The sequence below is a fragment of the Ruegeria sp. AI3 genome, assembly GCF_056541245.1.
The window spans coordinates 67,471-92,649 of record NZ_JBQFYA010000012.1 but is presented as its reverse complement, the minus strand read 5'-3'; the positions used below and the strand labels follow the sequence as shown (position 1 = coordinate 92,649).

General features: G+C 58.9%; 29 protein-coding genes. 15 read left to right on the top strand and 14 right to left on the bottom strand.

Going from position 1 to position 25,179, the window contains the following annotated elements; all coding sequences use genetic code 11:
- Positions 1-4: 4 nt before the first annotated feature.
- From ACRZ95_RS17510 to ACRZ95_RS17495, 4 genes are all read left to right on the top strand, one after another.
- Complete coding sequence (locus ACRZ95_RS17510; protein ID WP_170374620.1) at positions 5-883, top strand: F0F1 ATP synthase subunit gamma; 879 nt, start codon at positions 5-7, stop codon at positions 881-883.
- Between the two features lie 18 nt (positions 884-901).
- Positions 902-2,326, top strand: coding sequence for a F0F1 ATP synthase subunit beta (atpD, locus tag ACRZ95_RS17505; RefSeq protein ID WP_170460468.1), 1,425 nt, complete (start codon positions 902-904; stop codon positions 2,324-2,326).
- Between the two features lie 12 nt (positions 2,327-2,338).
- The gene (locus ACRZ95_RS17500) at positions 2,339-2,749 is read left to right on the top strand and encodes a F0F1 ATP synthase subunit epsilon (RefSeq protein ID WP_170374624.1); all 411 of its coding nucleotides are present in this window, start codon (positions 2,339-2,341) and stop codon (positions 2,747-2,749) included.
- Positions 2,750-2,865: 116 nt separating this feature from the next.
- Positions 2,866-3,216: an H-type lectin domain-containing protein gene (locus tag ACRZ95_RS17495; RefSeq protein ID WP_170374626.1), complete on the top strand. Its 351-nt coding sequence runs from the start codon at positions 2,866-2,868 to the stop codon at positions 3,214-3,216.
- Between the two features lie 43 nt (positions 3,217-3,259).
- On the opposite strand, the gene rpiB is transcribed toward ACRZ95_RS17495, so the two are convergent.
- Both rpiB and ACRZ95_RS17485 read right to left on the bottom strand, forming a co-directional pair.
- A complete protein-coding gene (rpiB, locus tag ACRZ95_RS17490) occupies positions 3,260-3,700 on the bottom strand; it encodes a ribose 5-phosphate isomerase B (protein WP_170680348.1) in 441 nt (146 codons plus the stop codon).
- Between the two features lie 102 nt (positions 3,701-3,802).
- The gene (locus ACRZ95_RS17485; RefSeq protein ID WP_170637503.1) at positions 3,803-4,822 is read right to left on the bottom strand and encodes a ribose-phosphate pyrophosphokinase; all 1,020 of its coding nucleotides are present in this window, start codon (positions 4,820-4,822) and stop codon (positions 3,803-3,805) included.
- A 107-nt stretch (positions 4,823-4,929) separates the two neighbouring features.
- Here ACRZ95_RS17485 and ACRZ95_RS17480 point away from each other — a divergent pair, with 107 nt between their 5' ends.
- On the top strand, positions 4,930-5,532 hold the full coding sequence (locus tag ACRZ95_RS17480; RefSeq protein ID WP_170662254.1) for a 2-hydroxychromene-2-carboxylate isomerase: 603 nt from the start codon (positions 4,930-4,932) through the stop codon (positions 5,530-5,532).
- Positions 5,533-5,534: 2 nt separating this feature from the next.
- Here the strand turns inward: ACRZ95_RS17480 and ACRZ95_RS17475 are convergent, their stop codons facing one another.
- The 7 genes from ACRZ95_RS17475 to ACRZ95_RS17445 all read right to left on the bottom strand — a co-directional run bounded on the left by ACRZ95_RS17475 (position 5,535) and on the right by ACRZ95_RS17445 (position 11,809).
- Positions 5,535-6,569, bottom strand: a complete 1,035-nt coding sequence (locus tag ACRZ95_RS17475) for a threonine aldolase family protein (RefSeq protein WP_170680350.1) — start codon at positions 6,567-6,569, stop codon at positions 5,535-5,537.
- Positions 6,569-7,042 carry a YcgN family cysteine cluster protein gene (locus tag ACRZ95_RS17470; RefSeq protein WP_170680352.1) on the bottom strand — a complete coding sequence of 158 codons (474 nt, stop codon included), beginning with the start codon at positions 7,040-7,042 and terminating at the stop codon, positions 6,569-6,571. The genes ACRZ95_RS17475 and ACRZ95_RS17470 overlap by 1 nt, the downstream gene beginning before the upstream one ends.
- Positions 7,039-7,971 (bottom strand): bifunctional riboflavin kinase/FAD synthetase, encoded by a 933-nt coding sequence (locus ACRZ95_RS17465; protein ID WP_170680354.1) that lies wholly within the window; start codon positions 7,969-7,971, stop codon positions 7,039-7,041. The genes ACRZ95_RS17470 and ACRZ95_RS17465 overlap by 4 nt, the downstream gene beginning before the upstream one ends.
- Positions 7,972-8,152: 181 nt before the next feature.
- Positions 8,153-8,596 carry a MaoC family dehydratase gene (locus tag ACRZ95_RS17460; protein WP_074736482.1) on the bottom strand — a complete coding sequence of 148 codons (444 nt, stop codon included), beginning with the start codon at positions 8,594-8,596 and terminating at the stop codon, positions 8,153-8,155.
- 101 nt (positions 8,597-8,697) lie between these two features.
- On the bottom strand, positions 8,698-9,573 hold the full coding sequence (locus tag ACRZ95_RS17455) for a TIGR01459 family HAD-type hydrolase (RefSeq protein WP_170680356.1): 876 nt from the start codon (positions 9,571-9,573) through the stop codon (positions 8,698-8,700).
- 229 nt (positions 9,574-9,802) lie between these two features.
- Positions 9,803-10,723, bottom strand: coding sequence for a manganese-dependent inorganic pyrophosphatase (locus ACRZ95_RS17450; RefSeq protein ID WP_170680358.1), 921 nt, complete (start codon positions 10,721-10,723; stop codon positions 9,803-9,805).
- A 105-nt stretch (positions 10,724-10,828) separates the two neighbouring features.
- Positions 10,829-11,809, bottom strand: a complete 981-nt coding sequence (locus ACRZ95_RS17445; RefSeq protein ID WP_170680360.1) for a TraB/GumN family protein — start codon at positions 11,807-11,809, stop codon at positions 10,829-10,831.
- A 113-nt stretch (positions 11,810-11,922) separates the two neighbouring features.
- Here ACRZ95_RS17445 and ACRZ95_RS17440 point away from each other — a divergent pair, with 113 nt between their 5' ends.
- The 6 genes from ACRZ95_RS17440 (at position 11,923) to ACRZ95_RS17415 (ending at position 17,721) form a co-directional block, all read left to right on the top strand.
- Positions 11,923-12,597: a DUF2161 family putative PD-(D/E)XK-type phosphodiesterase gene (locus ACRZ95_RS17440; protein WP_170680362.1), complete on the top strand. Its 675-nt coding sequence runs from the start codon at positions 11,923-11,925 to the stop codon at positions 12,595-12,597.
- Between the two features lie 154 nt (positions 12,598-12,751).
- Complete coding sequence (groES, locus tag ACRZ95_RS17435) at positions 12,752-13,039, top strand: co-chaperone GroES (protein ID WP_170352338.1); 288 nt, start codon at positions 12,752-12,754, stop codon at positions 13,037-13,039.
- A 56-nt stretch (positions 13,040-13,095) separates the two neighbouring features.
- Positions 13,096-14,739 (top strand): chaperonin GroEL, encoded by a 1,644-nt coding sequence (gene groL / locus ACRZ95_RS17430; protein ID WP_170374649.1) that lies wholly within the window; start codon positions 13,096-13,098, stop codon positions 14,737-14,739.
- A gap of 179 nt (positions 14,740-14,918) precedes the next feature.
- Positions 14,919-15,755, top strand: coding sequence for a DMT family transporter (locus ACRZ95_RS17425; RefSeq protein ID WP_170680364.1), 837 nt, complete (start codon positions 14,919-14,921; stop codon positions 15,753-15,755).
- Between the two features lie 44 nt (positions 15,756-15,799).
- Entirely contained in the window at positions 15,800-16,573 is a 774-nt protein-coding gene (locus ACRZ95_RS17420) for an alpha/beta fold hydrolase (RefSeq protein ID WP_170680366.1), read from the top strand.
- Positions 16,570-17,721 (top strand): alpha-D-ribose 1-methylphosphonate 5-triphosphate diphosphatase, encoded by a 1,152-nt coding sequence (locus tag ACRZ95_RS17415; protein WP_170680368.1) that lies wholly within the window; start codon positions 16,570-16,572, stop codon positions 17,719-17,721. The genes ACRZ95_RS17420 and ACRZ95_RS17415 overlap by 4 nt, the downstream gene beginning before the upstream one ends.
- 66 nt (positions 17,722-17,787) lie before the next feature.
- On the opposite strand, the gene ACRZ95_RS17410 is transcribed toward ACRZ95_RS17415, so the two are convergent.
- The 3 genes from ACRZ95_RS17410 to ACRZ95_RS17400 all read right to left on the bottom strand — a co-directional run bounded on the left by ACRZ95_RS17410 (position 17,788) and on the right by ACRZ95_RS17400 (position 19,626).
- Positions 17,788-18,855, bottom strand: coding sequence for a 5-(carboxyamino)imidazole ribonucleotide synthase (locus ACRZ95_RS17410; protein WP_170680369.1), 1,068 nt, complete (start codon positions 18,853-18,855; stop codon positions 17,788-17,790).
- Complete coding sequence (gene purE, locus ACRZ95_RS17405) at positions 18,848-19,336, bottom strand: 5-(carboxyamino)imidazole ribonucleotide mutase (RefSeq protein WP_170680370.1); 489 nt, start codon at positions 19,334-19,336, stop codon at positions 18,848-18,850. The genes ACRZ95_RS17410 and purE overlap by 8 nt, the downstream gene beginning before the upstream one ends.
- A 65-nt stretch (positions 19,337-19,401) precedes the next feature.
- Positions 19,402-19,626: a YdcH family protein gene (locus tag ACRZ95_RS17400; RefSeq protein ID WP_037308505.1), complete on the bottom strand. Its 225-nt coding sequence runs from the start codon at positions 19,624-19,626 to the stop codon at positions 19,402-19,404.
- Between the two features lie 163 nt (positions 19,627-19,789).
- Here ACRZ95_RS17400 and ACRZ95_RS17395 point away from each other — a divergent pair, with 163 nt between their 5' ends.
- The 4 genes from ACRZ95_RS17395 (at position 19,790) to ACRZ95_RS17380 (ending at position 22,299) form a co-directional block, all read left to right on the top strand.
- On the top strand, positions 19,790-20,203 hold the full coding sequence (locus ACRZ95_RS17395) for an Hsp20 family protein (RefSeq protein WP_170374660.1): 414 nt from the start codon (positions 19,790-19,792) through the stop codon (positions 20,201-20,203).
- 5 nt (positions 20,204-20,208) lie between these two features.
- Positions 20,209-20,433 (top strand): DUF1150 family protein, encoded by a 225-nt coding sequence (locus tag ACRZ95_RS17390; RefSeq protein WP_170374662.1) that lies wholly within the window; start codon positions 20,209-20,211, stop codon positions 20,431-20,433.
- A gap of 109 nt (positions 20,434-20,542) precedes the next feature.
- Positions 20,543-21,430 (top strand): PhzF family phenazine biosynthesis protein, encoded by an 888-nt coding sequence (locus tag ACRZ95_RS17385; RefSeq protein ID WP_170680371.1) that lies wholly within the window; start codon positions 20,543-20,545, stop codon positions 21,428-21,430.
- Positions 21,427-22,299, top strand: coding sequence for a glycosyltransferase family 10 domain-containing protein (locus ACRZ95_RS17380; protein ID WP_170680372.1), 873 nt, complete (start codon positions 21,427-21,429; stop codon positions 22,297-22,299). Before ACRZ95_RS17385 ends, ACRZ95_RS17380 begins: the two co-directional genes overlap by 4 nt.
- Here the strand turns inward: ACRZ95_RS17380 and ACRZ95_RS17375 are convergent.
- Together ACRZ95_RS17375 and ACRZ95_RS17370 are read right to left on the bottom strand one after the other, a co-directional pair.
- Positions 22,296-23,066 (bottom strand): hypothetical protein, encoded by a 771-nt coding sequence (locus tag ACRZ95_RS17375; protein WP_480555306.1) that lies wholly within the window; start codon positions 23,064-23,066, stop codon positions 22,296-22,298. The two genes, ACRZ95_RS17380 and ACRZ95_RS17375, sit on opposite strands and share 4 nt — an antisense overlap.
- Before the next feature lie 206 nt (positions 23,067-23,272).
- Positions 23,273-24,991, bottom strand: coding sequence for a bifunctional sulfate adenylyltransferase/adenylylsulfate kinase (locus tag ACRZ95_RS17370; RefSeq protein WP_170680374.1), 1,719 nt, complete (start codon positions 24,989-24,991; stop codon positions 23,273-23,275).
- Between the last annotated feature and the right edge of the window lie 188 nt (positions 24,992-25,179).

Sequence of the window (25,179 nt, the reverse complement as noted above, 5' to 3'; positions counted from 1 at the left end):
TCCGATGCCTAGTCTGAAGGACCTTAAAAATAGGATCGAGTCGGTCAAATCGACCCGCAAGATCACCAAGGCCATGCAGATGGTCGCGGCTGCAAAACTGCGCCGCGCCCAGGAATCTGCCGAAGCCTCGCGCCCCTATGCCGAGCGGTTCAATGCCGTGATGGCGGGGCTGGCGGCTTCGGTCGGGGGCAGCGATAGCGCCCCCAAGCTGCTCCGTGGTACGGGCAGTGACGATGTCCATCTGCTGGTTGTGATGACAGCTGAACGCGGCCTGTGTGGCGGCTTCAACGCGAACATCGCCAAGCTGGCCCGCGCCAAAGCGGAAGAGCTGCGCGGCAAAGGCAAAACGGTCAAAGTTCTGACCGTTGGCAAAAAAGGCCGCGACGCGCTCAAGCGCGATCTGGGCGATTTGTTCGTAGGTCATGTCGACCTGAGCGAAGTCAAACGTATTGGCTACACCAATGCGCAAGACATCGCGAAGGACGTCCTGTCTCGCTTCGATGCGGGTGAGTTCGATGTTGCCACGATCTTCTATTCGAAGTTCGTCAACGTTGTGACCCAGATCCCGACGGCACAGCAGGTTATCCCCGCCTCGTTCGAAGACGAAGCGGCAGGTGACGACAGCGGTGCCATCTTCGACTACGAGCCCAGCGAAGAAGCCATTCTGGCCGACCTGCTGCCCAAGGGGGTTGCGACCGCGATCTTCTCGGCTCTGCTCGAAAACGGAGCGTCTGAACAGGGTGCACGGATGTCCGCGATGGACAACGCGACACGCAACGCGGGTGAAATGATCGACAAGCTGACGATCCAGTTCAACCGCTCGCGTCAGGCCGTGATCACCAACGAGCTGATTGAAATTATTTCCGGCGCCGAAGCGCTGTAAGAAAACCGGAGACGAAACATGGCGAATGCAAAAGGCAAAGTCACACAGATCATCGGGGCCGTCGTCGACGTGCAGTTCGAAGATCAGTTGCCTGAAATTCTGAACGCGCTGGAAACCACCAACAACGGCAAGCGCCTAGTGTTGGAAGTTGCTCAGCACCTGGGTGAAAACACTGTCCGCACCATCGCGATGGACGCGACCGAAGGTCTGGTCCGTGGCGAAGTTGTAACCGACACCGGCGCACCGATCTCGGTTCCGGTTGGTAACGCAACTCTGGGCCGCATCCTGAACGTTGTCGGCGAGCCGATTGACGAAAAAGGCCCGGTTGAAGCAACTGAAGCCCGCGCGATCCACCAGCCCGCACCTGAGTTCGACGAACAGTCGACCGAGTCGGAAATCCTGGTCACCGGCATCAAGGTTGTTGACCTGCTGGCCCCCTACGCCAAGGGCGGTAAAATTGGCCTGTTCGGCGGTGCCGGCGTTGGTAAAACCGTTCTGATCATGGAACTGATCAACAACATCGCAAAAGTGCACTCGGGCTTCTCGGTGTTCGCGGGTGTTGGTGAACGGACCCGTGAAGGGAACGACCTTTACCACGAGATGATCGAATCGAACGTTATTAAGCCTGACAACCTGTCGGAATCGCAGGTTGCGCTGGTTTACGGTCAGATGAACGAACCTCCGGGTGCGCGTGCACGTGTTGCTCTGACAGGTCTGACCCTGGCCGAGCAGTTCCGCGACCAGTCCGGTACCGACGTTCTGTTCTTCGTCGACAACATCTTCCGCTTCACGCAAGCGGGCTCCGAGGTTTCGGCTCTGCTGGGTCGTATTCCTTCGGCGGTGGGCTACCAGCCGACACTGGCGACCGACATGGGTGCTCTGCAAGAACGCATCACCTCGACCAAGTCGGGCTCGATCACCTCGGTGCAGGCGATCTACGTTCCTGCGGACGACCTTACCGACCCCGCGCCGGCCACCTCGTTTGCTCACTTGGATGCGACCACCGTTCTTAACCGTGCGATCTCGGAAAAGGGTATCTACCCGGCTGTTGACCCGCTCGACTCGTCGTCGCGTCTGCTGGACCCGGCCATCGTTGGTGAAGAGCACTACGCGGTTGCGACCGACGTTCAGCAGATCCTCCAGCGCTACAAGTCGCTGCAGGACATTATCGCCATCCTCGGCATGGACGAACTGTCGGAAGAAGACAAACTGACCGTTGCCCGCGCCCGTAAGATCGAGCGCTTCCTGTCGCAGCCGTTCGACGTTGCCGAAGTCTTCACCGGTTCGCCGGGCGTTCAGGTTCCTCTGGACGTGACCATCGCATCGTTCAAAGCTGTTGTGGCCGGCGAATACGATCACCTGCCCGAAGCGGCCTTCCTGATGGTTGGTGGGATCGACGAAGTGATCGCCAAAGCGGAGAAGATGGCCGCAGAAGCCGCCTAAGGAGTATCCCTGATGGCAAATACAATGCAATTCGACCTCGTCAGCCCCGAGCGGAGCCTCGCTTCGCTCGCGGCCACCGCGGTCCAGCTACCCGGCGCGGACGGGGACATGACGGCAATGCCCGATCATGCCCCTACGATCACGACGCTGCGCCCGGGCATCCTGAAGGTCGACGCGCCCGAAGGCACCAGTGAATATCTGGTGACCGGCGGGTTTGCTCAGATCAACGGTGATGGCCTGTCGGTTCTGGCCGAAAAGGCCATTCCGGTTGCCGAAGTGACCCGGTCGCATCTCGATGACCTGATCGCCGACGCGCGTGCCTCGCATGATGCGGCCAAGGAAGGCGATGATCAGTCCATCGTCGACGAAGCCGCCAAGCTGCTGGCCGATATGGAAGCCCTTGGAACGCATATGAGCCTGTAACAGGTTCACCTGCAGAAGAATTGAACGGCCTCGCTTTTGCGGGGCCGTTTTTTTGTCGTGATTGTGAGATAACTGTGGAATAAGTTCCGGTAATTACGAGTTAAAGACGTAATAATATGAAGACTTTTCGAACCCATCCTATAGGTATTGACCAAGGCGAGACGGTTCTGTTCTCGGACTTTTCGAACGGCGGCGACATGTGGACGGGCAATGGTCCGCGTGAGCGTCGTTCCCCGGTGAAATTCAGCCAGTCGTTCCGGTCAGCTCCGTTGATCCAGATCGGAGTGTCTTTGTGGGATGTGGATACTTCCTCGGCCCTGCGCGCCGAGGTGCAGGCCGAAGAGATCACGGCCGAAGGGTTCACGGCTGTGTTTCGAACTTGGTCCGACACGAAGATCGCGCGTATCCGGGCCTCATGGACGGCTATTGGTGAAGTTGCCCATGAGGATGATTGGGACATCTCATAAGGCCGGTGCCATGGCCCGCAGGTCATGCGGGCCAATGCTTTGATCAGTCTTCGATCATGTCCACGCGTGTTGCATGGCGGCCGCCTTCGAACTCGGCCGTCAGAAACGCGTCTACGATATCGAGGGCCTGACCCTCGCCAATGACGCGCGCACCGATGGACAACATGTTGGCGTTGTTGTGCTGGCGGATCATCCGGGCCGAGAACGAATCCGAGCAGACGCCACAGCGGATACCCGGAACCTTGTTCGCTGCCATCATGATCCCCTGGCCTGTGCCACACAGCAGAATACCCAACGCACAATCGCCCGAGGCGACACGTTCAGCCGCAGCCTTGCCGTGCAGAGGGTAATGCGTGCTTTCAGGCGTGGTGGGGCCGATATCGACGACCTCCCACCCGGCTTGGGCGATATGTGCGGCTAGGGTCTGACGCAGGTCGATGGCGGCGTGGTCGCTGGAAAGAACGACGCGTTTGGTGTCAGTCATAAGAACGCTGTCCCGCTGTATGGTGGTAGAGAAAGGGCAGGGGCGTCCTAATCTGCCGCTGCTAAAAAGAAAAGGGCGGCTATCGCAAGCCGCCCTGTCAGGTCAGTCCATCTGGTACATGGATTCGTAGATCGGGGTCAGGGTCTTGTCCTCGAACAGGGACGAGACGCTGGTACCGTTCCAAATGTTCAGGATGGCCTGGGTAAAGATCGGCGCGGTCGGCACGATGCGGATGTTTTTGGCTTTCAGGATCGCATCTGTCGGCTGGATCGTGTCGGTCAGAACCAGAGATTTCATCACCGAATTCGTCACACGTTCAACCGCGGGTCCGCTCATGACGCCGTGAGTGATGTAGGAGTGGACCTCTTTCGCGCCGTTGTCCAGCAGCACCTGCGCCGCTTTGCACAGGGTGCCAGCAGTGTCGCACATGTCATCGACGATCAGGCAGATCTTGTCTTTGACATCGCCGATGACGGTCATCTCAGCCACTTCACCGGCCTTTTCGCGGCGTTTGTCGACGATCGACAGGGGGGCTTCGATCCGCTTGGCCAGTTCGCGTGCACGGGCCACGCCGCCGACGTCGGGTGAGACCACCATGATCTCATCCATATTGTCTTTGAACTGGTTTTTCACATCCAGGGCAAAGATCGGCGACGCATAAAGGTTGTCCACCGGGATGTCGAAAAAGCCCTGGATCTGGGCCGCGTGCAGGTCCATGGTCAGAACCCGCTCGATCCCTGCGCCGGTCAGCATGTTGGCGACCAGCTTGGCCGAGATCGGTGTGCGCGCTTTGGTGCGGCGGTCCTGACGGGCGTAGCCAAAGTAAGGGATCACGGCGGTGATGCGCTGCGCAGACGAGCGGCGTAACGCGTCGGCGATGATCAGCAGCTCCATCAAGTTGTCATTCGCCGGGTTTGAGGTCGGCTGGATGATGAACATATCCTCGCCACGGACGTTCTCGAATACCTCGACGAAAATCTCGCCGTCGTTGAAGCGCTCGACGCGGGCATCGACCAGGCCCTGATCAACGCCACGATACAGGCTCATGCGGCGTGAAATGGTTTCGGCAAGCGGAAGGTTAGCGTTCCCAGCAATCAGCTTGGGTTCGTGGAGTGTCGGCATCGGCTGGAGTCCCCGGGCAGCGTTGGCAATGTGACAGATTCGTGATGTTGACACCGCTTAGCATGGCCTTACCGTTCCGCAAAGACAACGCAGCGGAGAAAGTGCATATGACCCAGATTGACTACTATTTTGCGACAATTTCACCCTATACCTATCTGGCGGGCACACGGCTGGAGGAGATCGCAGCCAAGCATGGCGCGACGATCAATTACAAACCGCTGGACATCATGGCGCTGTTCGGGCGCACGGGCGGGACGCCACCAAAAGACCGGCATATTTCCCGTATTGAATACCGCGCACAGAATTTGGTGCGGGTCGCGAAAAAGTTAGGCGTACCGTTCAACCTGAAACCGGCGCATTGGCCGACCAATATGGCTCCGTCCTCTTACGCTGTGATTGCGGCGGCCAAAGATGGATCGGGGGATGTGGGTAAACTATGCCAATCCCTGCTGCGGGCCTGTTGGGCTGAAGAGAAAGACGTTGCGCAGGACGACGTGATCCGTGACTGTCTGACGCAAGCCGGGTTCGATGCCAATCTGGCCGATAGCGGTCTTTTGGTGGGGGCCGAGACCTACGCTGCCAATTTGGAAGAGGCTGTGGAGAGCGGCGCTTTCGGCGCTCCGTTCTACATCACGCCGGATGGTCAGCGGTTCTGGGGGCAGGACAGCCTTGACGACCTCGACCAACATTTGGCCGAGTTGAAAGGCTGAGCCTACAGATGGGATAGAAACTGGTCGATCTGTTCATGGCTGATCGACCAGTCGCAGACCAGACGGCAGGGCAGAGGCTCTGACTCATCTTCGCCTTCCAACTGCGCCCCCCACAGGTGATAGACCGCGCCCGCCGCATGAAGCTGGCGGTGTTTGGCGCGCGGGAAGGAGGCGAAGATCATGTTGGCCTGCGGCTCATGCAGGAAATCGGCTCCTTTCGCCCGAAGACCCTCAGCCAGACGAGCACAGTTTGCATTCGCCTGACGGGCAGATGTCAGCCAAAGATCATCGTCCAGATAGGCTGCCATCTGGGCAGACAGATACCGGTGCTTCGAGAACAAATGCGCCCCGCGTTTGCGGCGCAGCTCGAACTCCCAGGCTTTGGATTCGTCGAAGAAGATCACCGCCTCGACCCCCATCAACCCGTTCTTGGTGCCGCCAAAGCTGACCGCATCCACGCCAGCCTTCCATGTCATCTCGGCCGGTGAACATCCCAACGCGACCAGAGCGTTCGTGAACCGCGCCCCATCCAGATGCACCGGCAGGTCATACTCCTTCGCAACCGCACACAGCGCTTGCAATTCGTCCAGCGAATAAACCGACCCTCGCTCGGTCACTTGTGTGATGGACACCGGTCCTCGTTGCGGTCCATGCACACCACGTGTTTCTTCTACCGAAATCGTTCGGTGCAGGGCCTCGGGGGTCATCTTGTCGGAGCCGGGTACTAGGGTCAGCTTCGCTCCGCTATAGAATTCGGGCGCATTGCATTCATCCTCGTGGATATGCGCGACCGGAGAGCAGAAGATCGTCTCCCACGGGTTGGAGAGGGTGGCCAGCGCCAGTGAATTCGCTGCCGTTCCGGTCGCCACCAGATAGACCGCCGCGCCGGGGGCTTCGAAAATGCTGCGAAGGCGGTCTCGGACCTCATTCATCAGCGCGTCAGCCCCATAGGCCATCTGATAGCCCTGATTGGCCTCGGCCAGTTTTGCCAGTACCTGCGGATGGACAGGCCCGGAATTATCGGAAGCGAAATACATCAGGTCGGCTCCTCAATGATATAGTCTTCCCACTCTTCCATGGGGGTCTCGAACTCGGACACGGTACGCCCCTGAACCGAGACGCCGGCGGCATGAACGCTATCGGCTGTGCCAGACAGCAAGGGGTGCCAATCATAGAGAGGCTTACCCTCCCACAGTAGGCGATAGGCGCAGGTTTGGGGTAGCCAGTAGGCGTGCGAGTCGATGTTTTCTGGCGTCATGACGATGCATTCGGGCACGAACTGGTGCCGGATGTCATACTGGGTGCAACGGCAGCTTTCATCGTCCAAAAGACGGCAGGCAACACAGGTCAGCGCGACCTCGCCCGTGTCTTCGTCTTCCAGCTTGTTCAGGCAACATTTGCCGCACCCATCGCAGAGCGCCTCCCACTCGCGCTGGTTCATCCTGCGCAGTGGTTTGCGCTCCCAAAAACGCGGGGGCAGGTCCGCGCGGTTGATCGGATCCACGCTCATCGAGCCGCCAGAATCTCGCGCGACTTCGCGCAATCGGCATCCATCTGGGCGATCAGCCCGTCCAGACCATCGAACTTCATTTCAGGCCGCAGGAACTCGACCAATCCGACCGAGAGGGTTGCACCGTAAAGATCGCCGGAGAAATCAAACAGGAAGGTCTCTATATTGGGGACCTCACCATTGAACATGGGCCGCACGCCAATCGACGCCGCGCCTTGGTAGGAGCCCTTGTTGGGGCCGTCCAAAACATCAACCAGTACCGCATAAACACCGAATTTCGGCGGGTGCAGGCCCTCGATCGACATGTTTGCAGTGGGAAAGCCCAGCTCGCGCCCGCGCTGCTCGCCGCCGATGACCTCGCCTTCGATGCGGTGCCAATGGCCCAGCATCGTCGCCGCATCGCCAGGTCGGCCTTCGCTGAGCGCGGTGCGGATCGCGGTCGAAGAGACGACGTTCTCGGAACGCTCCATCAAGGGGGCGATGGTCACACCGAACCCCATTTGCTCGCCAAAGCGCACCATATCCTGCGCCGTTCCAACCCGCCCTTTGCCAAAGCAGAAATCGGCACCCACAACGATATGAGACAAGCCCAAACCGTCGCAGATCACATTGCGCGCGAATTCCTCGGGGGTCAGCCCGGCCAAAGCGGCATTGAAGGGCAGTTCATAGAGCTTTTGCACACCCAGCTTCTCAAGCCGGTGTGCCCGCGCGTTCCCGCGCATCAATCGAAACGGAGGCGTATCGGGCGCAAAATACTCACGCGGATGCGGTTCAAACGTCAGCACGCCCAGAGGTGCATTCGGAGCCGCATTGCGCGCCAGCTCGATAACCGACTGATGCCCCACATGGACGCCATCAAAGTTCCCGATCGCCACGCTGGCGCCGCGATCTTCTGGCTCGATATACTGGAAGTCCCGGATGATTTGCATGCGCTTTGGGTACTGTTCATCAACAGTATGTTCAAGCGTGACCTTCGAGAATTTCGGACAATTCGTCCCGCTTAGATGGTGAGTGGCAGAGCGTCATTCGGTTCAGCGATGACCGTTTCAGCGCGCTAGTCATCGCTGCAGGGATTAAAACCCTCTGCGACAGGGATGCGTGTCTACTCGTTCAGTCGAACTTACGCGATGGGGCAAGGACCATGGCTTCGCCGACCAGAACCTTCTTGCCATCGACCGCGCAGTGACAATCCAGCTTCACGCGGCGTTTGGCAAAATCAATGTCGATCACCTTGACCTCGGCATAGACCATGTCGCCAGGGCGCACGGGGGCCAGGAACTTCAGCGACTGACCCATGTAGACCGTCCCGTGACCGGGCAATTGCTCGCCAATCACGGCCGAGATCAACCCGGCCGTCAGCATTCCATGCGCAATGCGGCCTTCAAAGATCGTATCGCGGGCGTAGTCATCGTCCAGATGCACAGGGTTCCGGTCTGTCGAGACCTGGGCGAACATCTCGATATCTTCATCCGTCACCACTTTGCGCAGGTGGCGGGACATGCCCATCTCGATGTCTTCAATACAGATCGTTCCGCGTGGAAGATTGTCCAACATGGTGCCCTCACTTGAAATCTGCCGAGTAATAAAAGTCTACCACCGGACATTAGTTGGCAACTTTATTACTTCGCAACTGCAGAAAATCAAGTGAAAAATGACTAACGCAAACGCCCGATTGTATAGGTGGGATTGATCTTTTCCCTTTCTATGTAGTCGTTTAGGGATTCTGCGTGGGGGTGGTGCGACGTTTTCGTCTCGGCCGCGGCTAACCCGCCTGAAATAAAGAGCGTATCGATTCCCTCTCCCATGCCGCCAAGGATGTCGGTATGCGGGCCGTCACCGATAGCCAGAATGTCGCTGTCCGAGACGTCAACATCCATTTCCTGCACACGCCGACGCGCCAGATCGTAGATCGGAGGATGGGGTTTGCCGAAATACAGGCTCTCGCCACCCATCTCGGTGTAAAGCTTCGCCAAAGCGCCCGCGCACCATTCCCGTACTTCGCCTCGATCGACCACGATGTCAGGGTTCGCACATAGCAGCTTCATGCCTTTTTGCTTGGCATAGAGAAAGTCCGGACGATTGACGTCAGGGTCCGCCATCGTGTCGAACGGCCCGCAGCATACGATCCCCTCGGCCTGATCCAGAGGGACGCGCTCGATATGAACAGGATGGTCCAACAGCTTCAGAGGCTCAAAAAACCCCGCATCGCGGTCCCATTCGCCCATGAAGTAGACCTTCTCGCCGACCGTTCCGCGGAACATGGCTGAACGGGCTGAATCTCCGCTTGTGGCGATGGTGTCATAGGCGTCGGCGGGGACGTTGAACTGCGAAAGCTGCGCGGCGACGCCCGCGCGTGGCTTCGGAGAGTTTGTCACCAGAACAACGAAACCGCCTTTCGAGCGGTAGGTCTGCAGCGCGGCAACCGCTTCTGGATACGCAGTGATCCCATTGTGAACACAGCCCCAAAGATCGACAAAAAGTACTTTGTAACGGTCGGAGATCTCGTGGAGGGCGGAGATGATCTGGGTCATGGGATTCCCTTTGGCGTGGTCTGCGGACAGCCAAGCCTATGGCAGAGCTTGGCAGGTTTTGCCAGAGGGGGCGCTGCCCCCGCCGCGGCAAGCCGCGACTCCCCCGAGGTATTTTGAAACAGAAGAAGCAGGGGATCCGCACTTCATCTGGCTAAAAATATCCCGGAGCGCGAGGCAGAGCCTCGCACAAAGAAAAAGGCGCCCGCTTGGGGCGCCTTAGAGTAAGGTCTCAGACCTTGAGGTTCGGAATGATCTGCTTTTTCCGGCTCATGATGCCGGGCAGGACCACAGCGTCGCCGTCGACCGATGCACCGAAGCTTTTCTCGGCAACGGTTTTGACCAATTCATTTGGGACCAGCAGGGTGGCTTCTTCGTTCAGGATGTCGACGACGAACAGCAGCACCTGATCGACGCCGTCTTCTTTTGCTACGTTAACCATCGACGCGGCCAAGCTGCCCTTGCGGTCCAGAACAACGCCCGGAGCAGTGGTTTCCAGAACCGAGACACGGAACTTGGTGCCGTCAACTTCGTATTCCTTGCTATCCATGCGGATCAGTTCGGCATCCGAGAACGAGGACACATCCGATTTTGCCGCGAACATGTCCGCCGCATAGGCCGAGACATCCAGACCCAGTTCTGCGGCCAGTTTCTCGGCCACTTCGCGGTCATGCGCGGTGGTGGTGGGCGAGCGGAATTCCAGCGTATCGGACAGGATGCAGGTCAGCGCTGCGCCTTTGATGGCTTCAGGCATCTTGGCGGCGTCGTCACCCATCAGGTCGACCATGATGGTCGCAGTACAGGCCAGAGGGCGAACGGTGATATCGATAGGGCCTTTGGTTTCCAGACCTCCAACCAGTTTGTGGTGGTCGATGATGGCACGGATGTCGGCGCTGTTGACGCTGGCGGGCAGCTCGGCCGGGTTGTTGGTGTCGACGATAATAACCGGAGCGTCCGCTTCCACGTCTTCGATGATGCGCGGCTTGGGCAGGTCCCAGCGCTGCAGCATGAAAGCGGCTTCGGTGTTGGGCTCGCCCAGCAGCACGGGTTCAGCCTGCTCGCCTTTGACTTCGTTCAGGTACCACGACCACAGGATCGGAGAGCCGGTGGAATCGGTGTCGGGAGATTTGTGACCAAATACTAGGGTTGTCATGTCAGCGTCCTGCGGATTGGAAATTTGCGCGCCTTATAGGGCGCAAGTCATGGCTTGTCACCCGCTTGCTGGCCCATGCGACTGAAGGTCTGACATGCTGAGAATTCAGAACGGCGCCCTCGTCAGTGTGTAGCCTTCCTTTTCCAGAAGCGAGAGCAAACCGTATGTCTGGCTGAGATGCCCGGCACCAACAGCGATCACGGCCGTTTGGTCTTGAATACGCAGGATGTGGTCCATCCAACTGTTATTGCGATCTACCAGCAATTGTTGTTCGAACTGCGCCCATTCGGCGTCGTAATCCTTTTGCGACAGGCCGGAGGCTTCAAAACCCTGAATCCGGGCTAGTTGCAGGATCTGCGCGTGTTTCTCCTCGAGATACGCATTGGCCATCGTGGCGAGGTGGTTTGCATCGGCCTGCATTGCTCCGGACAGGCGGACCAGCGAGTCGACCTGTTGTTCCAGTGAAAGCGTGTCGAACATCGCCATCAGGTCTTCGATCCGCTCCAGCGAGTGTTGCGGAATCCCGTGCGCCTCGGCCACGTCCGTTAGGCGGGCATCCATTCCATGGTTCGCATCCGGGTTCTGCATCAGGCAGGGCGGGATGCCCAGCATCATGCTCAGAAACCAGGGCCGCATTTTGGCTGCCATCCAGCTGGGAATGCCGCGCTCGGCCAAAGAAGTCGAAAGGGCCGCCCAGTCCTCGGCGCTCATCAGGTCGATCAGGGTGGGACCCTCGGTGATCATCACGGGGCTCAGGTCATTGGCCAGGCCTTGCTCGAACGCTTCCATTTTGGCCTCGGTGACCTCGAAATAGATCGCGTCTGCATGGGCTACGATGGGTGTCAGCCGTTCGACGACCGGCCCCATCCGTGCATCGTTTGTGTGCAGTGTTCCGATCAGGTGCAGGGTCGTGTCGCCCTTGGTGGCGATCCAGTGATTGCCCGTGGGGTAAGGGACCGAGGCAAGGGATTGTTGCAGGGCGGCCTGATCCTCTTCCGACATCAAGGGCCGCAGGTCGTGACCTTCGCAGGCGGCATGTGCGGTCAGGGGCAGAAGCAATAGTCCAAAAAGGGCCATCAGGCGCATAGGCGGTCCTTCCTCGGTTGGTCAAACAGACGACATAAGATTTAGGCATCCAAATACAGCATATTCAAGGCGACCCATCTGGTATTTCGACACGAAACGCATAGCATTGGGCCATGGAGCGCGAGCAGGATCTTTATCCCCCCATCAAGGCATTGTTCGAGAGGCAGGGTTATACCGTGAAAGGTGAGGTTGGCGCAGCCGACATCATGGCGGTGCGCGACGGGTCTGAGCCGGTGATTGTCGAGTTGAAGCTGCGCTTTTCGCTGGCTTTGTTCCATCAGGCCGTCGCGCGACTCAGGATCACGGATCAGGTCTATCTAGGGGTGAGCAAGCCAATCGGACGCACCGCGCGTCGTGCGTTGCGGGACAATCTGGCGCTCTGCCGCAGGTTGGGCTTGGGCCTGATCACCGTGCGCGCGGACGGAGCGGTCGAGGTGCAATGCGATCCCGGCTCCTATGCGCCGCGCAAGAACAAGGCCAAAGCGGGTCGGATGCTGCGAGAGTTTGATCGGCTGCAAGGCGACCCGAACTCTGGCGGCGCGACGCGGCACGGCATTGTCACCGCCTATCGCCAGGATGCTTTGAAATGCGCGGCCCATCTTGCCGAACATGGCGCCTGCAAAGGGGCCGAGGTCGCGAAGTCGACAGGCGTAGCCGAGGCCACTCGGCTGATGCGCACCAATCACTACGGGTGGTTCGACAAGGTCGAAAAAGGTGTTTATGCCCTGACGGATGCGGGGCGGGAGGGCTTGAAGCACTGGGCCTATAGTTGGGACCAGCCTGATTGAGGGTCTTGGTCGAAAAAAATCCATCACAGCTTGTTGACTCGGGGAATTGCACCCCCTAGCTATGCGTCGTTATCACTCTCTACCCTTGAGTGCTAACGCCTCGCCAGTCGGCGGGGGGAGGATAGATAAACTTTGAGCCCAAGGAGCTGCAAAGATGGCATTGAAACCGCTTCATGACCGTGTGCTGGTTCGCCGTACAGAAAGCGAAGAGAAAACCGCAGGCGGCCTGATCATTCCTGACAGCGCAAAAGAAAAGCCCAGCGAAGGCGAAGTCGTCGCAACCGGCGAAGGCGCACGCAAGGACAGCGGCGAGCTGATCGCGATGGCGGTCAAAGCTGGCGACAAGATCCTGTTCGGCAAATGGTCGGGCACCGAGGTTCAGGTCGACGGCGAAGAGCTGCTGATGATGAAAGAAAGCGACATCATGGGGATCATCGAGTAAGCCGCCGCGCTTCACTCTGATCTTCATTTACAACTTATTTCTCAAGGAGAAACGACATGGCTGCAAAGGACGTCAAGTTCGACACCGATGCCCGTAACCGCATGCTGGCAGGTGTGAACATCCTGGCCGACGCTGTTAAAGTGACCCTGGGCCCCAAAGGCCGCAACGTGGTTCTGGACAAATCCTTCGGCGCACCGCGCATCACCAAAGACGGTGTATCGGTTGCCAAGGAAATCGAACTGGAAGACAAGTTCGAAAACATGGGCGCGCAGATGGTGAAAGAAGTCGCCAGCCGCACCAATGACGAAGCCGGTGACGGCACCACCACCGCAACCGTTCTGGCCCAAGCCATCGTTCGCGAAGGTCTGAAGCAGGTTGCTGCTGGCCTGAACCCGATGGACCTGAAGCGCGGCATCGACCTGGCGACTGCCAAAGTTGTTGCAGGCATCAAAGACGCGTCGCGTGAAGTCAAAGACTCGGCCGAAGTTGCTCAGGTTGGCACCATCTCGGCCAACGGCGAAGCTGAAATCGGCCAGCAGATCGCAGACGCGATGCAGAAGGTTGGCAATGAAGGCGTTATCACCGTCGAAGAAAACAAAGGTCTGGAAACCGAGACCGATGTTGTCGAAGGTATGCAGTTCGACCGTGGCTACCTGTCGCCTTACTTCGTCACCAATGCAGACAAGATGATCGCAGAACTCGACGACTGCATGATCCTGCTGCACGAAAAGAAACTGTCCTCGCTGCAGCCGATGGTTCCGCTGCTCGAGCAAGTCATCCAGTCGCAAAAGCCGCTGCTGATCATTGCCGAGGATGTTGAAGGTGAAGCGCTGGCAACTCTGGTTGTCAACAAACTGCGCGGCGGTCTGAAAATTGCTGCTGTCAAGGCACCGGGCTTCGGCGATCGCCGTAAAGCCATGCTGCAGGACATCGCAATCCTGACCGGCGGTCAGGTCATCTCGGAAGATCTGGGCATGAAGCTCGAGTCCGTCACAATGGATATGCTGGGCACCGCCAAGAAGATCGAGATCACCAAAGACGAAACAACCATCGTTGACGGTGCTGGCGAAAAAGCCGAGATCGAAGCACGTGTTGCTCAGATCCGCACTCAGATCGAAGAAACCTCGTCGGACTACGACCGTGAGAAGCTGCAAGAGCGCGTTGCCAAACTGGCAGGCGGTGTTGCTGTTATCCGCGTCGGCGGCATGACCGAAGTTGAAGTGAAAGAGCGTAAGGACCGTGTGGACGATGCTCTGAACGCGACCCGCGCTGCTGTGCAGGAAGGCGTTGTCGTCGGCGGTGGTGTTGCTCTGGTTCAGGCCGGCAAAGCACTGGAAACTCTGGAAGGTGCAAACGCTGACCAGAACGCCGGTATCAACATCGTTCGCAAAGCGATCGAAGCGCCGCTGCGCCAGATCGCCGAGAACGCAGGTGTTGACGGTGCGGTCGTTGCGGGCAAAGTCCGTGAATCCGGCGATGTATCGTTCGGCTTCAACGCGCAGACCGAAGAATATGGCGACATGTTCTCGTTCGGCGTGATTGACCCTGCCAAAGTTGTCCGTACCGCTCTGGAAGATGCGGCGTCGGTTGCTGGTCTGCTGGTCACCACCGAAGCAATGGTTGCTGACAAGCCCGCCAAAGAAGGCGCGGCACCTGCTGGCGGCATGCCCGACATGGGCGGCATGGGCGGCATGATGTAAGCTGCTTAGGCCATAGTGCTTACGAGCGGGGTCGCCTTTTGGCGGCCCCGTTTGCGTTTGGAATGCCCGCTGCGCGGTCATGCCTCCGGCGGAGGTATTGTTGAACAGAAGAAGGGTGAGCTTTGCACTTAGCTGGAAAGTGAGTGTGCAAAGCGTGGCCAACGCGCTATGCGGGATTCATGAGACTTTTTCTTCTGACCTCACTGACCATGTGCGCCTTTGCGGCCAATTCGATTCTGAACCGGCTGGCGATTGAGAGCGAGGCGAGTGATCCTGCGGGGTTCGCCGTCGTCCGTGTTCTTGCGGGGGCGGTGGTTCTGGCCGTGTTGGTTCTTTTGAAAGGCGCGGTTCTGCCCCTTCGCTCACCACGTCGGATCATTGGGGCGGGTTCACTGTCTCTCTATATGATTGGCTTTTCTGTGGCTTACCTGACGTTGGACGCTGGGTTAGGGGCGTTGATTCTGTTTGGTGTCGTTCAGATCACCATGTTCGCAGTCGGGGCTATGACCGGAGCGACCCCGACGGTGCGCCAATTGGCAGGCGCAGCGGTTGCGCTGGGAGGGTTGGCCTATGTGCTTTGGCCATCGGGGACCGTTCAGGTGGACGCCTTGGGGGCTGCTCTGATGGTCGCGGCGGGGATTGGCTGGGCCGCTTATTCATTGGCCGGGCGGTCTGAGCCGAACGCCTTGGAGGGCACCGCGGCCAATTTTGTTGTCGCATTGCCCGTCACGGCTATGGCCTTGCTGGTGACAGGTGGTACTTGGCAGATGACCGGATTTGGCTATTTTCTGGCGGCTCTGTCCGGGGGCGTGACCTCGGGCCTTGGCTACGCGCTTTGGTATCGCGTGTTGCCGCAGCTTGCCCCTTCGGTCGCGGCAGTCGTACAGTTGAGCGTCCCTGTCATCGCAATCGTGGCGGGTATTTTGCTATTGGGTGAGGTGGCAAGCATGCGCTTGATCATCGGCGCGGCACTGGTTTTGGGCGGGATCGCGCTGGCAGTACAGCGTAGAACCTGAGGTCACATCTTTCCCCGAACCAAAATAGGCCTTATCTGGCGGGTATGAGAGTTCTGCTTGCCATATTTATTCTCCTTCTCCCGGCTGCGGCCCAGGCGAAATGCGTGATCCTGCTGCACGGGCTGGCTCGGACCGAGGCGTCCTTTTCGGTGATGGAGCAATTGTTCGAGGTGCATGGCTACACGGTCATTCGCCCAGGTTATCCGTCGACCGATTTGGGCATTCCGGAACTGGCCGAGCAAACTCTGCCCGATGCGTTCGCCGAATGCGGGGACGACACCGCAAATGTCGTGGCGCATTCCATGGGGGGCATCCTGTTGCGCTATTGGCTGCAGGATCACGAACCAGAGAATTTGGGTCGCGTTGTCATGCTTGGGCCGCCTAATCAGGGCAGCCAGTTGGTAGATGAATTGGGTGCATGGGAGGTGTTCGGCTACCTCAACGGTCCGGCAGGATTGCAGTTGGGCACAGGCCCCGAGGGGATCCCGCGCCAATTGCCTCCGGTAGAGTTCGAGCTTGGGGTGATCGCGGGTGAAAACTCTCTGAACCCGGTCTTTTCGTCGATGATTGATGGGCCAGACGATGGCAAAGTGTCGATCCTGACGACCCGGGTCGAAGGTATGGCGGATCACATCGTTCTGCCTGTGACGCATACTTTCATGATGAACAATCCCCGCGTGATGGCCCAGGCACTGCACTTTATCGAATTCGGAAAGTTCGACCCGCAAATCACTTGGCTTGACGGGGTGATGGACGCAATTGACGAGATCTGTATCGGGCAGGATTGCTCGGAGCCGGACTCGGAGCGCACGGAATGACCGCATTGGAACTGACGTTGACCGGAGCAGAGGTTCTGCTGCCGGAGGCCGGGTTGTCGCGTGCCGATTTGTCAATTGCCGAAGGGGAGGTGCAGGGCGACCGGACGGGCCGGCAGGTTGATCTGTCTGGCTATTTGGTTCTACCCGGCATCATCGACCTGCATGGGGACGGGTTTGAACGTCACATCGCCCCACGCCGCGGTGCCATGAAGCAGATGAACGAAGGCATCCTGTCGGTCGAGGCCGAGCTTGCAGCCAACGGGATCACCACCGGCGTTCTGGCCCAGTTTTACAGCTGGGAGGGCGGGGTCCGCGGGCCAGACTTCGCCTCGCAGGTGTTCAAGGCGATTACCGAGGTCAAGGACCGCACCGTCACGGATCTGATCCCGCAATTGCGGTTCGAGACGCATATGCTGGACGATTATGACGGGCTGGCCGAAAAGATCGCGGATTGGCAAGTACCTTATGTCGTCTTCAATGACCACTTGCCGCATGACCGCCTGGCCGAAGGGCGTAAACCTCCGCGTCTGACGGGGCAGGCCCTGAAAGCGGGGCGTAACCCCGATGCGCATTTTGAGATGCTGCTATCCATGCATGCCCGCAGCGATGAAGTCCCTGACGCACTTGACTTGCTTTGCGCTCAGTTGACCCAAAGCGGCGTGCGCTTGGGCAGCCATGATGATGCCACGCCTGAGACCCGTGCAGGATGGCTTAAACGTGGTGTTTCGATCGCTGAATTCCCCGAAACCCTCGCCGCAGCAGAAGCCGCTCACGCGGCCGGAGATCACATCATCCTTGGTTCACCGAACGTGGTGCGCGGAGGCTCCCATAAGGGCAACGCCAGCGCGCTGGACCTGATCGCGATGGGGTTGTGTGATGCTCTGGCCTCGGACTACCATTACCCCAGCCCGCGCCGCGCCGCGTTGATGTTGGCAAAAAGCGGGTTGCTGGATTTTGCGGCGGCCTGGGCGCTGGTCTCGTCCGGCCCCGCGCGGGTTCTCGACCTGAAAGATCGCGGCACGCTGCTGCCGGGTCAACGCGCCGATATCGTCATCCTGGACGCAAAAACCCACCGCGTCGCCGCCACCTTTGCGGGCGGGCGTGTCAGCCATATGTCCGGCGATATCGCGGCCAGATTTTTCGCCTGACCGCCCCATCTTCTTCTGTTCAAAAATACCTCCGCCGGAGGCATCGCGCAGACTGCGCGATCTCCCTCAGCGCGCGATGCGGTTGAAGTGACCCATCTTCCGGCCCGGCTTGACCTCGGCCTTGCCATACAGGTGTAGGGCAACGTCCCGCTCCTGCGCCAGTTCCGGCACGCGGTCCATATCGTCGCCAATCAGGTTCTCCATCACCACGTCCGAATGCCGCTGCCCGTCTCCCAAAGGCCATCCGACCACGGCGCGAATATGCTGCTCGAACTGGTCGACGGCGCAGCCATTCTGCGTCCAGTGGCCCGAGTTATGCACCCGAGGCGCGATTTCGTTAACGATCAGGCCCGAAGGTGTGACGAACAGCTCAACCCCCATCACGCCCACATAGTCCAGAGCATTCAGGATATTGGCCGCGAGCAGAACGGCATCCGTCCGCTGCGCCGGGCGCAAGCTGGCAGGGACCGTTGTGGTGTGCAGGATGCCGTTGCGGTGGACATTCTCACCGGGGTCAAAGCAAGCGACCTGACCATCAAGCCCGCGGGCCGCGATGATCGAGACTTCGTGTGAGAAGTCCACAAACCCCTCAAGGATCGCAGGCGCGCGCGCCATATCGGCCAGAGCAGCCTCGGCATCCTCAGGCGCGCGCAGGCGGGCCTGACCTTTGCCGTCATAGCCGAACCTGCGCGTTTTCAGGATCGCGGGTGTCCCGATGTCCTCAATGGCCGTATTCAGGCTTGCCAGATCGGTGACGTCTGCAAAAGGCGCGGTGTTGAGGCCCAGACCTTGCAGGAAATTCTTCTCGGTCAACCGGTCCTGACTGACCCGCAGCGCCTCGCGTCCCGGACGGATCGGGCGGTGGGCTTCTAGCAGGTCCAGCGCCTCGGTCGGGATGTTCTCGAACTCGTAGGTGATGACATCGACCGAGTCGGCGAAGGCGCGCAGCGCGTCGGCGTCGTCATAGGGCGCGGTTGTCACGCGGTCGGCGACTTGAGCGGCGGGAGGGTTGGCGCCCGGCTCATAGATATGCGTCACAAACCCCAAGCGGGAGGCAGCGACCGACAGCATCCGGCCCAATTGGCCTCCGCCCAGAATACCGATCCGGGCGCCGGGTTTCAGAGCGTCACTCATCAACTGGCTCCTCCGGGATCGAGGCGGACAGAGCCTCACGCCACGTGTCCAGCCGTTCAGCCAGTGCGCTGTCTTGTAAGGCCAGAATACCGGCCGCCATCAGACCCGCATTGGCCCCACCGGCCGAGCCGATTGCCATGGTCGCCACAGGAAATCCTTTCGGCATCTGAACGATCGAGTACAGGGAGTCGACACCCGACAAAGCCCGCGTCTGAACCGGAACACCAACAACGGGCACGCGAGTTTTCGACGCCATCATGCCGGGCAAATGCGCAGCTCCGCCAGCGCCTGCGATGATCACATGCAAACCGCGCGACGCGGCGGTCTTGCCGTAATCCCATAGACGGTCAGGGGTGCGGTGGGCCGAAACGATGCGTTTTTCATACGCGATGCCCAATTCATCCAAGATATTGGCGGCTTCTTTCATCGTGGGCCAATCCGATTGGCTGCCCATGATGATCCCCACTTTCACATCGCTCATCCGCTTGCGTCCCTGCCGTTCGAAAGAGCGCGCACTATAGCCAAATCCGCATGCGTGGCAATGCGTCAGGCGATGATGTCGGGGGTCAGGCGATCCTCGATCAGGCGGATGATGTCTTTCAGCCGCAGTTTCTGCTTTTTCAAGCGTTTGATCGTCAATTGATCGGATGTGCCGGTGGCCTGCAACGCCTCAATTGCCTCATCAAGATCACGGTGCTGACGGCGAAAAACCTCCAGCTCAACCCGCAGAACTTCGTCGGTTTTCATGGAAAGGTCAGTGGGCGCGTTCATTGGCGACTCGGGCTTGTTGTGGTGCGTCCCCAACAAGATAGTGTGCAAGACGTTATCGCGCCAGACCTTGTGGACTTCCCGGTTTCTTCCCATATTCTATCTTGTGCGGTTGCCGAAATGGGGCCGCCCAAAACGTCGCTTTGACATAAAAGGACGAGAACACGTGTCAAAACTTACCTTGGGCTCATACCCGCATCTGTTGGGGTTCGAGCAATTGGAACGCCTTCTGGAACGGTCTGCAAAGGCTGGCAATGAAGGATATCCGCCCTACAACATCGAACAGACCTCGGACTATTCCTACCGCATCACTCTGGCGGTGGCCGGGTTCGCGGAAGAGGATCTGTCGATCACCATCGAGGACCGCCAACTGGTGATCCGGGGCCGTCAACGCGACGACAGCGAGGGGCGCATCTTTCTGCATCGCGGCATCGCGGCGCGTCAATTCCAGCGCATGTTCGTGCTGGCCGACGGTGTCGAGGTGGGCGAGGCGATTATGGAGAACGGTCTGCTGCATGTGGATCTGACCCGCGCCGTGCCGGAAACCGTGGTGCAGACAATCAACATACGGAAGGGGTAAGAGCAATGAACACACCGATTGAAATCAACACCGAAGGCGATCGTATCGTCTATGTCAAAACGGTTGAGGTTGCCGATCTGCCCAGCGATCTGCGCGATCAGGCGGGTGATCTGGATCAGCTTTACGCCGTTCATGACTCAGACGGGCAGCAACTGGCGCTTGTCGCCGACCGCAAGCTGGCCTTTGTGCTGGCCCGCGAGCATGACCTCTCGCCGGTGGCCGTTCACTGAACGGCCCCAGCCACACGCGTTTGCGCGTGACATTCCGCCCGACACCAGCGAAACATGCACAAGCTCCGGATCGCATCCGGGATGACATGTTCATGTAAGGAAACGGTGGATGAGCTGGTTCGATTTTGACTGGGTGGATGCCTTTACTGACAAAGCCTTTGGTGGAAATGGCTGCGCCGTAGTCCATGGCGCGGCCCACCTGTCGGATGAGGTCTGCATGGCCTATGTGCGCGAAACCTCTCTGGTCGAGTGTACTTTTGCAGGCCAGTCGGATGTTGCCGATATCCGGGTGCGGTATTTTCTGGCCAGCCGTGAAATCCCCTTTGCCGGTCATCCGACCATCGCAACGGTCGCGGCACTTCGGTCGCGCGGTCTGGTTGAAGGCGACTCTCTGACATTGGAAACCGGGGCGGGGCTTGTTGCCATTCGTCTGAACGGTGATGAGATCGAGATGACGCAGGTTGCGCCGGAATTCGGAGCCTATGTGCCTGCTGATCTAGTCGCCAGTGCGATATCGTTGCCCGAGGACGCGATTGTTTCTCCGCCGCGATTTGTCTCTACCGGGTTGCCGTTCTGTATCACCGTGCTGCGGGATCACGACGCCTTGCGCGCAGCGCGGCTGGTCGAAGGTCCTTTGCGCGAGGTGGCAGCATTAGCGGGATTTTCTGGTTCCGATATGGCAGAGCCGTTTTTGGTCACCTTGCAGGGAGCGACGACACAAGGGGATACGTTCTCACGCCTGCTGCTGGCACCGCCCAGCCCACCCGAGGACCCTTTCACAGGTTCTGCGACGGGCGCGATGGCGGCCTATCTTTGGAAATACGGGCTTATGGAGAAAGACCAATTCATCGCTGAACAGGGTCACGACATGGGGCGTCCGGGGCAAGCAACGGTGACGCGCGTCGGCCCAAGCGATGCCATGACCGGGATCAAGGTGGCGGGGCAAGGCTATGTTCTGATGCGCGGACAGGTCGACTTGCCTGAGACGGATCAATGACCCAAGCGATTGCTGTTTTACCCTACGGCCACCGTCTGGGCCCGAAACTGGCCGAGGTGCCTTTGTCCGAGCTGATCTGGCACGAGGGCTGCCCGGATCGTTTGCTGGGCAAAACAGTTGGCGACCTCGCGCCGACGGATCATCTGATCATATATCCCAATTCGACGGTTCACTGGCGGTTGCGGCGGGGCACAAAGGCGCGGATTTCGCTGATGATGGGTGAGCCTTCGGCCATCCACGCCAAACATGACCGACAGTTGCGCCTGACATGGCGGCGGTTCTTTCGGGTGTTCACGTTTCACGATGTTCTGCTGGAAAACCTGCCCAATGCTGTGTTTCTGCCCTATGGCGTGACCATGGTGCCAGATTGGCAGGAGCTACAGGCTGAGAAAGTAAAATCCTGTTCGCTGATTGCCTCGGCCAAGCGGGACCTCGTAGGCCACCAGCTGCGGCATGACGTGATAGATTGGATCCGCGAAACCGGGGCAGATGTGGATATCATGGGGCGCGGATACACGCCTTTCGACCAGAAGTCGGATGGTCTGGCCCCTTACCGCTATTCGGTCGTGATCGAGAACGTGCGAGAGCGGAACTACTTTTCAGAGAAACTGATCGACTCGATCCTGTGCGCGACAGTTCCGATCTATTGGGGCTGCCCAAATATCGAGGATTTCATGGACACTTCGGGGATGATCCTCTGCGAGACACAGGCAGATATACAGGAAGCGATTCAATCTGCATCCGAAGAAGACTATGCCCGGCGTCTGCCCCATCTGAAGGCGATTCAGGGCACAGCTGCAGATTACGGTCAGTTCGAAGAACGCGCCGTGCGGGCTTTGCGGCATGAGCTATCGGGCGCGTCCGGTTAAAACCCCATCCAAGCCATCTGTGCGATCGGGTTGTCTTGTGGGTCAATCCCGTGACGCGCGCATAGCGTGCTGAGAAACGATCCCCGCACCGGCAGGCCCGCAGTCTGTTGGGCCATAAATTTCTTCTGATGCCCAAATACATGCACGGAATTCACCCCGTCCCGTTCTATTGCATTTAGCGGAATCCTTGGGTCGTGCAGCTTCCAAAACGCCTCGTTTGCTAGGGGGTAGAACGTATCAGCAGGCATAGCGTGGATGTCCTCTCCGGTCTCACACAGAAAATGCCCCAGCGCCTTGGGGCCGGAGCATCCCCATGGCAGCGCCTCGATCCCCCAGGACTCACCCGCCGCGATACGCTTCTCGTTGTGCCTGCGCAGCTTGGCCCCGCGCCATGGTTGGGTCGGGTTGGCCGAGGTGACAAATGCCAGCATCTGCGCAAGCGTTTGGGATTCTCGGGGCAGGCGGAGCACCCCATTGGGAAATTTGCCGGATTGAGAAGGGGCAAAGACATACGGGGACGCAAAATCAAAGGGCTTCAGACAGAGCGCATCCAGATCAACCCAGATGAAATCTGTACGTTCCAATAGTCTCAGCCTGAAGATGTCGGAAAAAACCGCGACGCCCAGCCGGTCTTCGGGCCGTAACGCGAAAGGGGCGGGCCACAGTATCTCGGACGCGTGCCGCAGGTCGACGCCATTTGGGATATTCGCGATGTCATGAGCCGCATAGAGGGTGAAGGAATGGCCGTGGTCTAGGTACGATTGCATGCATAACGCCTCAAGCCAGCTGAGATCGGAACCAAACCAGAAGCTGGCGATGTGAGGAAGAGAGCGCATCTTGTATTGACTGTAGCGAACTTGACTGGGCCGACTGCATCAATGCCACGCATCTTTGTCAATCTCGGTCGTTGTTTTGCACGAAAAACGGCCCCCGGTGACCGGAGGCCGTTTCCAATCTGGTTTAGCTCAACCGCCTAGTTCGCAGCGATCAGGCCCATGCTCTCGAGCTTCAGCAGAACCTGATGCGCGCAGTTGTCGACCTCGACATTCTCGGTCTCGACGCTCAGTTCAGGATTCTGGGGCACGTCGTAAGGGTCCGAGATGCCGGTGAACTCTTTGATCTTGCCTTCACGGGCCAGCTTATAGAGGCCCTTGCGGTCGCGGCGTTCGCATTCCTCGATGCTGGTGGCCACGTGAACCTCGCAGAAGGCACCGAACTGTTCGATCTCTTCGCGCACGGCCCGACGGGTGGCGGCATAGGGCGCAATCGGCGCACAGATGGCGATACCGCCGTTCTTGGTGATCTCGGAGGCCACGTAACCAATGCGGCGGATGTTCAGATCGCGGTGTTCCTTCGAGAACCCCAACTCGGACGACAGGTTCTTACGCACAATGTCGCCATCCAGCAGCGTCACGGGGCGGCCGCCCATCTCCATCAGCTTGACCATAAGCGCGTTGGCGATGGTGGATTTTCCCGAACCCGAAAAGCCGGTGAAGAACACGGTAAAGCCCTGCTGGCTGCGCGGCGGTTTGGTTTTGCGCAGCTCGGCCACGACCTCGGGGAAGCTGAACCATTCAGGGATTTCCAGACCTTCGGCCAGACGGCGGCGCAGTTCGGTGCCCGAGATGTTCAGAATCGTTACATTGTCTTTGTCGAGGATCTCGTCATTCGGCTCGTACTGGGCGCGTTCCTGCACATAGACCATGTGCTTGAAGTCGACCATCTCAACGCCGATTTCATCTTGGTATTTGCGGAACAGATCCTGCGCGTCATAGGGGCCGTAGAAATCTTCACCTTGGCTGTTCTTGCCGGGGCCAGCATGGTCGCGGCCAACGATGAAATGAGTGCAGCCGTGGTTGGCGCGGATCAGACCATGCCAAACGGCCTCACGCGGGCCTGCCATGCGCATCGCCAGGTTAATCAGCGACATCGAGGTGGTTGAGGCCGGGTACTTGTCCAGAACCGCCTCATAGCAGCGCACGCGGGTAAAGTGGTCCACGTCGCCCGGTTTGGTCATGCCGACAACCGGGTGGATCAGCAGGTTGGCCTGCGCCTCTTTCGCGGCGCGGAAGGTCAGTTCCTGGTGGGCGCGGTGCAGTGGGTTGCGGGTTTGGAACGCAACAATGCGGCGCCAGCCCAGTTTGCGGAAGTAGGCGCGCAGCTCGTTCGGAGTATCCCTGCGGCCACGGAAATCATAGTGAACGGGCTGCTGAATGCCGACAACGGGACCGCCCAGATAGACCTTGCCTGCCACGTTATGCAGGTAGTTGACGGCCGGGTGCTCATCGTCATCCGCGCCAAAGACCTTCTCGGCTTCGCGCGATTTGTCGGGGGTCCAGCGGTCGGTCACAGTCATGGTGCCGAGGATCACGCCCTCTTGGTCTCGTAGGGCAATGTCTTGGCCCAGTTCGATGCTTTCGGCGAATTCTTCGCTGACATCCAGCGTGATCGGCATCGGCCACAGCGTGCCGTCAGCCAGACGCATGTTCTCGACCACACTGTCATAGTCGGCTTCGCTCAGAAACCCTTTCAGCGGATTGAAGCCGCCATTCATCAGCAGTTCCAGATCGCAGATCTGGCGCGGAGACAGGTCATGGCTGGTCAGATCCGCAGCCTCAACCTTCAGCTTCTGGGCCGAGTCATAAGATACGTAGAGTTCGGGAATGGGGGCGAGGTTGCTTAACATTGTCATCGGAATTCTCTTGTCGATGTGATGATGCGCCAGTGTGATCTTGGCATTTGAAACGGCATGTGCCCCGCCACTGAGTCAGAGTCCACAGGGTCAGATAAAACTAAGGAGGATATGAGCGGTTTTTCTTGTGATTGGAAGAATTTTCCAATTGGGTGGGAAACCGGCGATCAAAGTTCCGGTAATCTAGC

What these genes read in the sequence shown, in the direction of transcription:
- ACRZ95_RS17510 (WP_170374620.1), top strand. Translation starts at nt 5, where the DNA reads ATGCCTAGTCTGAAGGACCTTAAAAATAGGATCGAGTCGGTCAAATCG.
- atpD (WP_170460468.1), top strand. Translation starts at nt 902, where the DNA reads ATGGCGAATGCAAAAGGCAAAGTCACACAGATCATCGGGGCCGTCGTC.
- ACRZ95_RS17500 (WP_170374624.1), top strand. Translation starts at nt 2,339, where the DNA reads ATGGCAAATACAATGCAATTCGACCTCGTCAGCCCCGAGCGGAGCCTC.
- ACRZ95_RS17495 (WP_170374626.1), top strand. Translation starts at nt 2,866, where the DNA reads ATGAAGACTTTTCGAACCCATCCTATAGGTATTGACCAAGGCGAGACG.
- rpiB (WP_170680348.1), bottom strand. Translation starts at nt 3,700, where the DNA reads ATGACTGACACCAAACGCGTCGTTCTTTCCAGCGACCACGCCGCCATC.
- ACRZ95_RS17485 (WP_170637503.1), bottom strand. Translation starts at nt 4,822, where the DNA reads ATGCCGACACTCCACGAACCCAAGCTGATTGCTGGGAACGCTAACCTT.
- ACRZ95_RS17480 (WP_170662254.1), top strand. Translation starts at nt 4,930, where the DNA reads ATGACCCAGATTGACTACTATTTTGCGACAATTTCACCCTATACCTAT.
- ACRZ95_RS17475 (WP_170680350.1), bottom strand. Translation starts at nt 6,569, where the DNA reads ATGTATTTCGCTTCCGATAATTCCGGGCCTGTCCATCCGCAGGTACTG.
- ACRZ95_RS17470 (WP_170680352.1), bottom strand. Translation starts at nt 7,042, where the DNA reads ATGAGCGTGGATCCGATCAACCGCGCGGACCTGCCCCCGCGTTTTTGG.
- ACRZ95_RS17465 (WP_170680354.1), bottom strand. Translation starts at nt 7,971, where the DNA reads ATGCAAATCATCCGGGACTTCCAGTATATCGAGCCAGAAGATCGCGGC.
- ACRZ95_RS17460 (WP_074736482.1), bottom strand. Translation starts at nt 8,596, where the DNA reads ATGTTGGACAATCTTCCACGCGGAACGATCTGTATTGAAGACATCGAG.
- ACRZ95_RS17455 (WP_170680356.1), bottom strand. Translation starts at nt 9,573, where the DNA reads ATGACCCAGATCATCTCCGCCCTCCACGAGATCTCCGACCGTTACAAA.
- ACRZ95_RS17450 (WP_170680358.1), bottom strand. Translation starts at nt 10,723, where the DNA reads ATGACAACCCTAGTATTTGGTCACAAATCTCCCGACACCGATTCCACC.
- ACRZ95_RS17445 (WP_170680360.1), bottom strand. Translation starts at nt 11,809, where the DNA reads ATGCGCCTGATGGCCCTTTTTGGACTATTGCTTCTGCCCCTGACCGCA.
- ACRZ95_RS17440 (WP_170680362.1), top strand. Translation starts at nt 11,923, where the DNA reads ATGGAGCGCGAGCAGGATCTTTATCCCCCCATCAAGGCATTGTTCGAG.
- groES (WP_170352338.1), top strand. Translation starts at nt 12,752, where the DNA reads ATGGCATTGAAACCGCTTCATGACCGTGTGCTGGTTCGCCGTACAGAA.
- groL (WP_170374649.1), top strand. Translation starts at nt 13,096, where the DNA reads ATGGCTGCAAAGGACGTCAAGTTCGACACCGATGCCCGTAACCGCATG.
- ACRZ95_RS17425 (WP_170680364.1), top strand. Translation starts at nt 14,919, where the DNA reads ATGAGACTTTTTCTTCTGACCTCACTGACCATGTGCGCCTTTGCGGCC.
- ACRZ95_RS17420 (WP_170680366.1), top strand. Translation starts at nt 15,800, where the DNA reads ATGAGAGTTCTGCTTGCCATATTTATTCTCCTTCTCCCGGCTGCGGCC.
- ACRZ95_RS17415 (WP_170680368.1), top strand. Translation starts at nt 16,570, where the DNA reads ATGACCGCATTGGAACTGACGTTGACCGGAGCAGAGGTTCTGCTGCCG.
- ACRZ95_RS17410 (WP_170680369.1), bottom strand. Translation starts at nt 18,855, where the DNA reads ATGAGTGACGCTCTGAAACCCGGCGCCCGGATCGGTATTCTGGGCGGA.
- purE (WP_170680370.1), bottom strand. Translation starts at nt 19,336, where the DNA reads ATGAGCGATGTGAAAGTGGGGATCATCATGGGCAGCCAATCGGATTGG.
- ACRZ95_RS17400 (WP_037308505.1), bottom strand. Translation starts at nt 19,626, where the DNA reads ATGAACGCGCCCACTGACCTTTCCATGAAAACCGACGAAGTTCTGCGG.
- ACRZ95_RS17390 (WP_170374662.1), top strand. Translation starts at nt 20,209, where the DNA reads ATGAACACACCGATTGAAATCAACACCGAAGGCGATCGTATCGTCTAT.
- ACRZ95_RS17385 (WP_170680371.1), top strand. Translation starts at nt 20,543, where the DNA reads ATGAGCTGGTTCGATTTTGACTGGGTGGATGCCTTTACTGACAAAGCC.
- ACRZ95_RS17380 (WP_170680372.1), top strand. Translation starts at nt 21,427, where the DNA reads ATGACCCAAGCGATTGCTGTTTTACCCTACGGCCACCGTCTGGGCCCG.
- ACRZ95_RS17375 (WP_480555306.1), bottom strand. Translation starts at nt 23,066, where the DNA reads ATGCAATCGTACCTAGACCACGGCCATTCCTTCACCCTCTATGCGGCT.
- ACRZ95_RS17370 (WP_170680374.1), bottom strand. Translation starts at nt 24,991, where the DNA reads ATGACAATGTTAAGCAACCTCGCCCCCATTCCCGAACTCTACGTATCT.